Annotated in this window: 12 protein-coding genes and 1 riboswitch; of the genes, 7 read left to right on the forward strand and 5 right to left on the reverse strand. The window is 39.1% G+C overall.

All coding sequences use genetic code 11. The features are described from left to right. Positions 1-44: 44 nt before the first annotated feature. Positions 45-959, reverse strand: a complete 915-nt coding sequence (locus AC3ANV_RS01135) for a helix-turn-helix transcriptional regulator (protein ID WP_488311873.1) — start codon at positions 957-959, stop codon at positions 45-47. 145 nt (positions 960-1,104) lie between these two features. Between AC3ANV_RS01135 and modA the strand changes: the two genes are divergently transcribed. From modA to AC3ANV_RS01150, 3 genes are all read left to right on the forward strand, one after another. Continuing rightward, a complete protein-coding gene (gene modA / locus AC3ANV_RS01140; protein WP_488311874.1) occupies positions 1,105-1,884 on the forward strand; it encodes a molybdate ABC transporter substrate-binding protein in 780 nt (259 codons plus the stop codon). A gap of 217 nt (positions 1,885-2,101) precedes the next feature. Further along, entirely contained in the window at positions 2,102-2,248 is a 147-nt protein-coding gene (locus AC3ANV_RS01145; RefSeq protein ID WP_488311875.1) for a hypothetical protein, read from the forward strand. A gap of 29 nt (positions 2,249-2,277) precedes the next feature. Then, positions 2,278-2,466, forward strand: coding sequence for a hypothetical protein (locus AC3ANV_RS01150; RefSeq protein WP_488311876.1), 189 nt, complete (start codon positions 2,278-2,280; stop codon positions 2,464-2,466). A gap of 301 nt (positions 2,467-2,767) precedes the next feature. Here the strand turns inward: AC3ANV_RS01150 and AC3ANV_RS01155 are convergent, their stop codons facing one another. Beyond that, complete coding sequence (locus AC3ANV_RS01155) at positions 2,768-3,544, reverse strand: DUF3267 domain-containing protein (protein ID WP_488311877.1); 777 nt, start codon at positions 3,542-3,544, stop codon at positions 2,768-2,770. 315 nt (positions 3,545-3,859) lie between these two features. After that, the gene (locus tag AC3ANV_RS01160; protein WP_488311878.1) at positions 3,860-4,222 is read right to left on the reverse strand and encodes a DUF805 domain-containing protein; all 363 of its coding nucleotides are present in this window, start codon (positions 4,220-4,222) and stop codon (positions 3,860-3,862) included. Between the two features lie 362 nt (positions 4,223-4,584). Here AC3ANV_RS01160 and AC3ANV_RS01165 point away from each other — a divergent pair, with 362 nt between their 5' ends. The 4 genes from AC3ANV_RS01165 to psiE all read left to right on the forward strand — a co-directional run bounded on the left by AC3ANV_RS01165 (position 4,585) and on the right by psiE (position 7,379). After that, positions 4,585-4,908: a PadR family transcriptional regulator gene (locus AC3ANV_RS01165; protein WP_488311879.1), complete on the forward strand. Its 324-nt coding sequence runs from the start codon at positions 4,585-4,587 to the stop codon at positions 4,906-4,908. After that, the gene (locus tag AC3ANV_RS01170; protein WP_488311880.1) at positions 4,901-5,455 is read left to right on the forward strand and encodes an HAAS signaling domain-containing protein; all 555 of its coding nucleotides are present in this window, start codon (positions 4,901-4,903) and stop codon (positions 5,453-5,455) included. Before AC3ANV_RS01165 ends, AC3ANV_RS01170 begins: the two co-directional genes overlap by 8 nt. A gap of 1 nt (position 5,456) precedes the next feature. Then, positions 5,457-6,290 (forward strand): DUF4097 family beta strand repeat-containing protein, encoded by an 834-nt coding sequence (locus AC3ANV_RS01175; RefSeq protein WP_488311881.1) that lies wholly within the window; start codon positions 5,457-5,459, stop codon positions 6,288-6,290. Positions 6,291-6,689: 399 nt separating this feature from the next. Continuing rightward, positions 6,690-6,795: riboswitch (SAM riboswitch) on the forward strand. Positions 6,796-6,935: 140 nt separating this feature from the next. Then, entirely contained in the window at positions 6,936-7,379 is a 444-nt protein-coding gene (gene psiE, locus AC3ANV_RS01180; RefSeq protein WP_488311882.1) for a phosphate-starvation-inducible protein PsiE, read from the forward strand. A gap of 551 nt (positions 7,380-7,930) precedes the next feature. On the opposite strand, the gene AC3ANV_RS01185 is transcribed toward psiE, so the two are convergent. After that, positions 7,931-9,244 (reverse strand): N-acetylmuramoyl-L-alanine amidase family protein, encoded by a 1,314-nt coding sequence (locus tag AC3ANV_RS01185; protein WP_488311883.1) that lies wholly within the window; start codon positions 9,242-9,244, stop codon positions 7,931-7,933. Positions 9,245-9,504: 260 nt separating this feature from the next. Then, positions 9,505-10,962, reverse strand: coding sequence for a protein adenylyltransferase SelO (locus AC3ANV_RS01190; RefSeq protein ID WP_488311884.1), 1,458 nt, complete (start codon positions 10,960-10,962; stop codon positions 9,505-9,507). Positions 10,963-11,263 lie beyond the last annotated feature (301 nt).

The following is an 11,263-nucleotide window of genomic DNA, read 5'->3' on the forward strand; positions in this document are numbered from 1 at the left end:
TCACTCAACCCGCCAACGTCAATGCGATTCGGACAGACTTCCGTTTAAAACGTTTCATACAAAATCGTTCCTGTTTGCGAAAGGTCATAATCGCCAATCGAGTTAATTTCTGACTGAAACAGATTAGATGATAAAATTTCCTTTACCAACCGAATGGTTTCTTTGGTTTCAGGCGTTTTTAAAATCACCAGGTCATAGCGTTCCGTGATTAAAGGAACAAAATCGATGCCAACAATTTTTGCTGCTTTTTCAATTCCCACTCCCACATCGGCGATACCGGTAGAAACGGCCGAAGCTACACTTAAATGACTCGTCTCTTCGTGCTCATACCCGTTAATGTTCTTAGGAGAAAGCCGGTGGATTCTTAATTGTTCATCGAGAAGGATTCTTGCGCCTGACCCTTTCTCCCGATTAATCATGGTTAGGTGTTCCTGATTTAAATCAGACCAAGCGGTGAGGCCGAGGGGATTCCCCTTTTGCACATAAAAGCCGGCTTTCCGAGAAATCAGATTGATTAAAATATAGGGATAGCCGACCAAAATCTTTTTAATATAAGGAAGATTATATTCTCCTGTATCACCATCGAACATATGGACACTCACAATGTCACATTCCCCATTGTACATAGAGATAAGGCTATTTAAGCTTCCGGTATAGGAGCGTAATGTTTTATAGGCAGAATATTTCTCAATGTGTTTCCCTAGAATATCTAAAACCATGTCTTGTCCACTAATAACAAGGGGTTGTGAATCCTTTGATTCCATCCTCTGAGAAGGAATAGTCTGATTCATTTTATGCCGGCTAATATACGTTTCTAAGTCTTTCGCATCCATCCTCATTTGTCTTCCGACACGGAATACAGGCAATTCGCCTTTTTTAATGAGGTCATAGATGGTTAGTTTGGATACCTTTAAAAGCTGTGACACTTCTTCAATTGTATAGGAAAGCTCCTTCGACATTTGTATCCCTCCTTCTTCTATTTTAGCTCATTGCCTTTTAAAAAGTATATTCATATTAAAATGTGATTTTTTTTACACCATAACTAATTATAAATAGTTATAATTAAACATAACTAGTTATAACGAATAGGAAGGAAGAGGCAGGGTGAAAAAACGATATCTTTTATTTTTCTCGTTGATGCTGTTATTGCTTGTAATGTCAGGATGTTCCACAAAGGAACAAAGTAAGAAAGTGGAATTAACGGTTTCGGCAGCAGCTAGTTTACAAGACGCACTAAATGACATCAAAGCTGCCTATGAAAAAGCTCATCCGAATGTGACGATAAACTATAACTTTGGAGCTTCAGGGGCTCTTCAACAACAAATTTCCCAAGGAGCACCTGTGGACCTCTTTTTCTCAGCGGCTGAAGACAAATTTAATCAATTGGTCCAAAAAGGGACCATTGAAAAACAAAAAGGATCCGATCTTCTTGGGAATGAAATGGTATTAGTCGTGCCAAAGGATACGAATAAGGGAATCAAGGACTTTACGGATTTGACGAAAGCAACAAAAATTTCGATCGGAACCCCAGAGGCTGTACCGGCCGGGCAGTATGCAAAGGAAACATTAGGAAACTTAAATATCTGGAATGCGGTTCAAGGGAAAATGGTATACGCCAAAGATGTACGCCAAGTTCTTACATATGTAGAAACGGGAAATGTAGATGCAGGGATTGTTTATAAGACGGACGCGTTAATTTCGCCGAAAGTAAAAATGATCGCCACCGCTAAGGACAGCACCCACACTCCGATTATTTATCCCGTAGGAGTGATAAAAGACAGCGCCCATCTACAAGAAGCCAAACGCTTCTATGATTATCTCCATAATGAAAAATCGATGCAGACCTACGAAAAATACGGATTTAAAAGTCTTAATAAACAATAATAAAAGGAACATTGTTTAGGGGTCGAGATCCATTCGGCTCCTTTTTTTGTCTTGCCCTCGTACGCTGACTAAGTAGGTGGGGGGAGTGAGTTGGCAGGTAAATCATTGAAAGTGGCAGGTAAATTGGTCGAAGTGGCAGGTAAAATCACAAAAGTGGCAGATAAATTGATGGAACCGGCACGTATATAGAATCTCCCCCGAAAAAGGTAACTAAAAGATGATACTTAAGGAAGGAAAGAGCTCTATTTTAAAAAAAAGAAGGGGCATTAAGGTATTTATAGCTATTTTAGTAGGTGAACGACATCAGTTGGCAGGTAAATCATTGAAAGTGGCAGGTAAATTGATGGAACCGGCACGTATATAGAATCTCCCCCCGAAAAAGGTAACTTAAAGATGATACTTAAGGAAGGAAAGAGCTCTATTTTAAAAAATAGAAGGGGCATTAAGGCATTTATAGCTATTTTAGTAGATGAACGACATCAGTTGGCAGGTAAATCATTGAAAGTGGCAGGTAAAATGGTCGAAGTGGCAGGTAAAATCACAAAAGTGGCATGTAAATCGATGGAACCGGCACGTAAATAGGAGCTCCCCCAAAAAAGGTAACTTAAAGATGATACTTAAGGAAGGGAAGAGCTCTATTTAAAAAAATAGAAGGGGCATTAAGGCATTTATAGCTATTTTAGTAGGTGAGCGACATCAGTTGGCAGGTAAATCATTGAAAGTGGCAGGTAAATTGTTCAATGTGGCAGGTAAATCAATGGAACTGGCACGTAAATAGGAGCTCCCCCAAAAAGGTATCTTAAAGATGATAAATTGAGTTCTATTTTAAATAATGGCTCTGTTAAATACTATTGTTGAAAATTTAAAATAAACAAAAAGGGCTTCAAAATTTGAAGTCCGTTTGTTTATTATTCCAATAGGTCTTATGTCCGTTACTTTTTAAAATTCCATTATTGGGTACTTGTTTAATTATAAGTAGAAGATTTAGTATATCTACCGATGATGACATAGAGTTTAGTATAATCAAAAATTTTAATGTTGAAGTTAAAACTCCAAAAAAACCTAATATTAATGGCAAAATAACTGAAATAATGATGAATGGAGCTATTGTAATTAGTATATATCTTGTTTTTGAAATATTTTCTTCAGTGGCTACAAACCCACCCAATAAAGTAAGTCCAATAAATGTATTTTTTGATTTAATAAAATTGGGTATGAATATCAAATGAAGTAATTCGTGAAGAATTACAAGTAATATTATAAAAAAAATAATTCCTAAGTTAATAGTAAATAAAATAGAATCAGTTTGAGGTTCTATTCCAAAATCTTTCAACGATACATTAGAAAGCATATTTATTATCCCAACAGAGATAAGTGCATTGATAATCATTAAAGGAATAATTATAAAAAAAATAATTCCTAAGTTAATAGTAAATAAAATAGAATCAGTTTGAGGTTCTATTCCAAAATCTTTCAACGATACATTAGAAAGCATATTTATTATCCCAACAGAGATAAGTGCATTGATAATCATTAAAGGAATAGATAAAAAAATAGCACTTATTAAATGTTTAGGTTCTTTCATTGGAACCCATTCATTTTTAATCAACTCAAAATGTAAACTTTCATAATACTGTGGCAATTTGTTTTTTATTTTCACGAGTTACCTCCATTATTTATTTAAGAAATTTTTAATTATCCCATCTATTTTCCTATAGTCCTAATATATACGTTCGTATTGTGTGATAAGGTTCATTTATTGAAAATAAACAACTTTTACTTATAAGGCGTTTATAGCTATTTTAGTAGATGGACGAAATCAGTTGGCAGGAAAATCTTCAAAAGTGGTAGGTAAATTGACGTAAAAAGGAGCTCCCCCAAATTAAAAATGAGCCACCAAAACACTTCAAAGGGCCCTAATGTGAACAATTGAATTTGATTTCAAAAAAAAAACCGCTTAAAAAGCGGTTGTCGATTAGCTTATTGATTTGAACTCACTTTTTGGATTAGGTCCATATTGATTATCATCCGGTTGACTGTCTTGGCACATAAATACAAGGAGAATAATGGTGCCAACAAATGGAATAAGGCCAAGTAAGATCCACCATCCACTTTTTCCGGTATCGTGTAATCTGCGGATGGAAACAGCTAAGTTAGGCAATAATACCGCCAAATCATAGATCGTTGATAATACTGGATATACATGTAAGATTTTATCTAATGTTATAAGTATGATGGAAACGATAGCATTGAAAAGAAAAAACATCCAGTATTCCTTACGCTGTGCTCTCCCTTGAAAGCCTACATAATTCTTTAACACACTCAAATACCACTGCATGTCAAAAACCTCCTTATTTTATGATTTTTTGTCTCTTGTAACATATTTTAGTATATCATCTGTTTACTATGTTGTTTATAAAGATTTGGACAATTTAGTATATGATGGAAATTTAACTACATTCTTTAAAAGTGATTTTTTTAAAGGAATATCGTTTGGCTATCCGGAATTTCTTCGCAAATTTCACCATTTAATAGTACTTAAGGTGACTTTATAAAACTCAAAATTCCCCCCTAATGATCATTCAGTACCTTGCATTATTTAATAGCTGATGGTATATTATTCCTGTAATAGAAAAAAATTACGTTCAACTACTATACATTACACAATAGCATACATTACTTTATAGGTAGGTGAGTCACTTGAATGTTCAATTTAAGAAAGGTGCACTGGAATTATGTGTATTGGTTTACACCTTGAAGAAGGACCGCTATGGTTATGAGCTGGTTCACAGCATCTCGGATAAAATCCATATCGCGGAAGGAACGGTATATCCTTTATTACGGCGGTTAACAAATGAGGGCTATTTCGCTACATACTTGTCGGAATCCAATGAAGGCCCGCCGCGAAAATACTATCAGCTGACGAAGGCGGGACGGGAATATCTCGAACAGCTGGTACAGGAATGGCAGCAATTTTCAAAGAGTGTCAATGAGATTATTGAGGAGGGGATGAAGCATGACTAAACAGCAATTTTTAGACGAACTGAATCGTCTGTTAGCGCCATTGCCTGATATCGAACGAGAAGATATTTTAAGTGATTACGAGTCACATATTGAATCGGCGATCGAAAATGGAAAAACGGAGGAAGAGGCGGTTGCGAATCTAGGATCGCCGCGAACGATCGCCCATGAATTAGGGGCATTTCAGCCGGTTGAAAAGACGTCATTTACCGATTTTATTTCACAAAAACAAACCGGTTTGAACATTATTGCCTTGATAGGAATGCTGCTCTTTAATCTTACTTTCATCGTTGGTCCCGTTGTCGGAATCGCCGGTACGTTTGTCGGGCTTTATGTAACGGCAATCGGTTGTCTTCTTTCTCCTCTGGGTTTCATCATGAATTTATTTACGCACGATACACCGATGCTGCTCATGTTCTTCTTCGTCCTCGCCGTCTTTTCATTTGGGTATCTGCTGTTCCTGTTGACACACTTTTTGGCAAAGGGATATATTCGCTTACTCCGTTGGTATTGGAAGCTCAATGTGAAAATCGTGAGAGGGGGTTATTAAGGTGAAAAAGTTATCGATAGTTGCCGCTATTTTGGGATTGGTGATTGGAGTCATTGGAGTTTTCTATTACGGGTTTGTCCATCCTGCCTCGGCGGTTGCGGTAAATGAAACGAAAACGATTCAAGTTAAGGACATTAATAAAATAAACCTGGAATCACGTTCATCCAGCGTCCATTTTTATCCTTCAAAAACCGACGCTTTAACCGTTCACCTCCACGGCAAAACCTCCCGAAAGGATCTGGTGTTTTCCGTAAGCAAGAGCGGTGATACGGCAATGATTGATATCGGGCCGAAAAATGATCAAAAATTTCATTTATCGCTATTTGAGTTCATGTCCAATCACCTGCAAGCCGATGTGGAGGTACCGGAGAAAATGTACAGTGAACTCACCGGCCGCTCGCAGGCAGGCAGTATTGAAATCCGGCAAATTTCAGCGGGCCGCATAGATTTGAATTCTTCCGCAGGCAGTATTAAAGGGGAAGACTTAAAAGGCGATGTAACCGCCCATTCTTCAGCGGGAAGTATAAAACTAACGAACATAGAGGGGAAAATGGATTTAACCAGCAGCGCCGGTTCGGTGGATGTCCAAGTAAAAGCGATTACCCGAGACATCACTGCCAGCAGCAGCGCAGGATCCGTTCGAATCGTAACCGGGCAGCAGCCGGAGTCTCTGCAACTGAACCTTCAGACATCTGCGGGCAGTGTGAATATCAATCTGGCCAACGTTTCGTACACAACAAAGGAACATGACCGCGTCATCGGCTCCATCGGCTCAGGCGGTCCGAAGCTGCAGCTGGAATCCAGTGCGGGATCTGTGTCTATCAATAAAAAATAGAATCATTTTAAGTAAAGGAACACAGTTTAGGCTGCCGAGATTGAATCGGACGCCTTTTTCTGTTTTGTTCTAAAGAGAGGACGGATCTAGGGATTGTGATTGTCCAGGAGGATGGACAGGTAATAGAGTCTGCCGGGAAAGACAATGAGTTATCTTATTCGTACCGAGTAAAATTTACCGATTAACCTAACAAGCACCGTTCCACGTGCCTGGTGCCACCTATCCGATATTTGTAAAGGATGGATAGGTTTTTTCTTTCCCAGTTCCCAAGGAGAGTTTTGAGATTAAAATAATAACTGTCATTATTTTTATTTTATAGCTGTAGGGATGTAGTGTTTTTTAAGAGACAGAATTATCTTGACATTCTTTTTGTCGGTTGATAAAGTTATAAAAAAATATTTCTTATCCAGAGAGGTGAATAGACTGGCCCGATGAAACCTCAGCAACAGGTCTACTAAGATACTGTGCTAACTCCTGCGGGTGATGATACCTTGATTGATAAGAGTGTAGGTTTTATTTGTCAGTAATGCACTCTTTTTAAGAGTGCATTTTTGCTTTTTCTTGAAGGAGGAGAAAGAAGGTAATCGAATATTTCTAAGAAAAATTAAAGTTGAGTTATAGTTTAAAAGTGAGAGGAAGATTTGCATGTTTAAGATAAAACAGAATTTTTCTATTATCTTATGCTTTATCCCAAAGATTCTCCAAATATTTTTGAATATATCCCTCGTTTTACTAGCAATCATTTTATCTATTTTACTAGTTAAGGAATTAATCATTTTCATTCAGATTTTGATAGGGGGAGGCAACAATGACTTTAAACTTTTTCTTGCCAATATACTTATCTTCTTTTTATATTTTGAGTTTATTTCTATGATTGTTAAATACTTTAAAGAAGATTACCACTTCCCTATTAGGTATTTTTTATATATTGGCATAACGGCAATGATAAGAATAATTATTGTTGATCACGATCACCCTCAAAATTCATTATTTTATGCGATTATTATCTTAATCCTAATAATTGGGTATTTCATTATCAATTTAACTCCTCGTGAAAGGCCCGATAGTACCCGGTTGAATAAAAAATAATAATTGCTTGTCACTATTGTTCGAATGGAAAAGTTGAAGGATGTTAGGTGCACGAATATTTCCAAAGTTATTGTACGTATCCCGGGTTGGAAAAGATGGATATGTTCCTATTTTTATTGATAAAAAACCGCAGGTAGTAACGTTAGGGTGAACCGTATCATAAATAGATACGGTTTTTTTGTACAACTCGATAGCTCACAAAGAGGATACTAAATTTGATATTCTATTAAAAAAATGAAACACCAATTGACATTCTTTTTACTATTTTTAGACGGAAAACCTTTTAAAATAGAAGCCTCGCGGGATATTTAATCAAACGTTTGATTAAAAAGGATTTTAGTCGGATTTTGTCAAGTTTTCAGGTCGAGGGGATGGACTAATTGAGTATAGCCTGCCTGTTCTGGCGGTTATGCCGATTTCATTTGCGAATAGCAGGGTCTTTTTGCGAAAACGCACATAATAGTAACTTAATTATTAAAAAAGACTGAAGGCAAATCCGTATAGTTGGGATTTGCCTTCAGTCTGTGACTCTCTTTTTAATCGAGACTTACTTATCTAATTCTGGCACCATCATGACCAACTCGATAAGAACCAATCTTCGTATCATGTGCCATGATACCGCTGCTATAGAGGTAGTACCACTTACCGCCGGTTAAGATCCAGCCGGTCGCCATCGAACCATCTTTATTTAGGAAATACCAGTTCTTGTTATACCATAACCAACCGGTTTTCATGGCTCCGGTGTTGTCCAGATAGTACCACTTCTTCCCGTCTAGAATCCAACCGGTAGTCATAATACCGGTAGATTTATTGAAGTAGTACCATTTACCTTTATCAAGAACCCAACCGGTTTTCATTGCACCGGTAGCAGTATCCAGGTAATACTTCTTGCCGTTGTACACTAACCAACCCTTTTGTTTTACGTTGTTTACATAATAATAGCGTTTACCATTTTCAGTAACCCAACCATTCAGATTCGCTTTCATAACTGTAACATTTGTTGGACTGCTTTCATTTCCTGCGCTGTCCGTTGCAGTAACAGTTAAAATCGAACCGGCATTTTCATGAGGAATTCTCGTTGTGAACTTTCCATTATCACCGGCTACAGAGGCACCAATTTGAACTCCACCCAGAGAAACAATAACTTTCGCATTAGGTTCCGTAACACCGGTGATCACATTTTCATTATCGTGGATGGGATTAACTAAAGGCGGGGTGGGGGGTGTTGTATCTTGTTGCTGGTCTATGAAATCCCAAGCCAAACCATATGTATCATCTGTTGTATACATACCGACATTTAATGCACTTATATAGTAAACTCCTGCTGGAAGATTGTATCCTAATGTTAATTGGTGGTCATCTTGTTGCATATAATCAGAAAAAATGAGATTATCATTTGCATCCGTAAGCACAAAACCAATGTCTGATAAAGAAGTGGTTTGCATGATTCCCGATACACCTATTAAACCGGACTTTGGGACAGTGATTTGGTAGGTGTCAATGTCATAGTCAGTAAATGTACCTAGAACAATATCCCCTCTATTTAAAAGGTTTGCATTATAAATTTCGTTATTTGGCTCTACCTCATAAACATAATTACCAGTTAAATCTTTTGACTTAACGACACCCTGTGATTTAATGTCAGCTTTAATTCCACCTTGTGTTTTCACCTCAGATTTTAACAATCTATCAATTTTAGCATTTTCAAAGCCAGCCATTTTATGAATTTGACTTTGTGATTTATCCTTGTTCAATTGACCTTTTAGTGCATCATAAGGTGACTGAGCATGTGCATTCACACCTCCTAACAACAAAAGACCTGTTGACAAAGCAACTAAACTACCAACCTTTTTAAGCTTTTTCATTCTCACGTTCCCCCCTGTTTTGGTAAAATACACCTAATTTTAACACGGATTACCAATATGGCAGGATAATATAAATAGACACTTTATCCTACGTTGTGACACTTTTCCTATTTTCTTGTAAAAAGACGGAACCATATTAAAAAGAGTGACTACTATCTTATAAAATAAATGAATGTAAATAGGTAAACAGAAGAAATCATAAACTAAAAAAATGCTACCTCAAGAAAAGAGGTAGCATTATCATTTTGCACGAATCGTAATCATGTTCCGCAATAGGTTCGGTAACGACAGGCCGATGGCGCAGGCAGTGCAGCGTACTCATCCTGTTCGGGCGTGTTCGCGAAGGGATTTGAAAGAACAGCAAGCAGCCGCTCCATCACGCTGTAGTCGCCTTCCACTGCGGCTTCAAGTGCCGCTTCTACCCGGTGGTTCCGAGGGATGACCGCAGGATTGCTGTTCCGCATCAACTGAATCGAAGAGGCCTTCGATTCCCCAAGTCTTTTCTTCCACCGTTCATGCCACTGAGTAAATTCAGGGGTTCCGAACAGGGGCGTATCCTCAGGTGTATCAAACGTTAAGGCGCGGAAGGTATTGGTATAGTCCGCACCATGCTTCTGCATCATATTGAGGAGGTCTTCAATCAGGGATTCATCCTGTTGCTCTTCGTTAACGATTCCCAGTTTGGCTCTCATTCCCGCAAGCCAATGACTGCGATACAACTCCATAAAATGGGAAATCGCATCCTGGGCTAGCTTAACAGCCTGCTCCTCATCGTCATGCAGCAGCGGCAATAGGGTTTCAGCAAAGCGCGCGAGATTCCAGCCGGCAATATACGGCTGATTGCCATAGGCATAGCGGCCTTGGCGGTCAATGGAACTGAATACCGTATCCGGATCATACGTATCCATGAAGGCGCAAGGACCGTAATCAATGGTTTCTCCGCTAATGGTCATGTTATCGGTGTTCATCACTCCGTGGATGAAGCCCACCAGCTGCCATTTGGCAATCAGGGCAGCCTGACGCTTGATTACTTCCTGAAGGAGCGAAAGATAGCGGTTCTCATCCGCTTCAACGTCCGGGTAATGGCGCTTGAGTGTATAGTCAGCGAGAATCCGGAGTTCCTCAACAGTGCCCCATTTGGCAGCGTATTGAAAGGTGCCGACACGGATATGACTGGCAGCCGTACGGGTCAGAATGGCACCGGGCAGGTCGGTTTCACGGATGACGACCTCGCCGGTTGTCACCACAGCCAGACTGCGGGTGGTAGGAATACCAAGCGCATTCATGGCTTCGCTAATAATGTATTCGCGCAGCATCGGTCCAAGTGCCGCCCGGCCATCGCCTCCTCGGGAGTAGGGCGTCCTGCCCGGACCCTTGAGCTGAATATCAAACCGTTCGCCTGAAGGGGTGATCTGTTCGCCAAGCAGCACAGCCCGGCCGTCCCCTAACATCGTAAAATGCCCAAATTGATGCCCGGCATAGGCCTGAGCAAGAGGCGAAGCGCCTTCGGGAATCCGGTTGCCGGCAAACACCGCTACGCTATCCTCGCTTTTCAGCGCCTCGGCGTTCAACCCCAGGGAGGCTGCCAACGGTTCATTAAGAATGATTAACTTCGGTGAGCCTACAGGCTTCGGGTTCTGACTGGAAAAAAAGGTTTGCGGCAACTGGGCATAACTGTTGTCAAAGTTCCATCCGGGTTCTTTTATTTCTTTTGACATCGTATCTCCTTCCCTTCTTTTGTCTGAATTTTTCCTTTTAATAAAACATAAATCATGATTTTTTTAGTTATCTACGCTTCAAATCCACACAAGGAGTCCTTTTTAATGTATACTTCTGCCAATTTATTATACACTTTCCACTCAAAGATGACGCTCTTTAAAGATTTCATAGATATATACCGAAATCAGTGCCTTTTTGTGTCTGGGTCTCTTAAATTGCTTTAAACGGATAAGAATAAATTGCAGTCTTACGATTGAAACAAAATTACTCCTTAAGCAATTTGCTTAAGGAGTAATTTTT

The organism is Neobacillus sp. DFD-2R (assembly GCF_057747865.1).

Excerpts from the sequence above, each read along its gene's own strand:
- AC3ANV_RS01190 (WP_488311884.1), bottom strand. The coding sequence starts at position 10,962 with ATGTCAAAAGAAATAAAAGAACCCGGATGGAACTTTGACAACAGTTAT.
- AC3ANV_RS01160 (WP_488311878.1), bottom strand. The coding sequence starts at position 4,222 with ATGCAGTGGTATTTGAGTGTGTTAAAGAATTATGTAGGCTTTCAAGGG.
- AC3ANV_RS01135 (WP_488311873.1), bottom strand. The coding sequence starts at position 959 with ATGTCGAAGGAGCTTTCCTATACAATTGAAGAAGTGTCACAGCTTTTA.
- psiE (WP_488311882.1), top strand. The coding sequence starts at position 6,936 with ATGTTTAAGATAAAACAGAATTTTTCTATTATCTTATGCTTTATCCCA.
- AC3ANV_RS01145 (WP_488311875.1), top strand. The coding sequence starts at position 2,102 with ATGATACTTAAGGAAGGAAAGAGCTCTATTTTAAAAAAAAGAAGGGGC.
- AC3ANV_RS01170 (WP_488311880.1), top strand. The coding sequence starts at position 4,901 with ATGACTAAACAGCAATTTTTAGACGAACTGAATCGTCTGTTAGCGCCA.
- AC3ANV_RS01150 (WP_488311876.1), top strand. The coding sequence starts at position 2,278 with ATGATACTTAAGGAAGGAAAGAGCTCTATTTTAAAAAATAGAAGGGGC.
- AC3ANV_RS01185 (WP_488311883.1), bottom strand. The coding sequence starts at position 9,244 with ATGAAAAAGCTTAAAAAGGTTGGTAGTTTAGTTGCTTTGTCAACAGGT.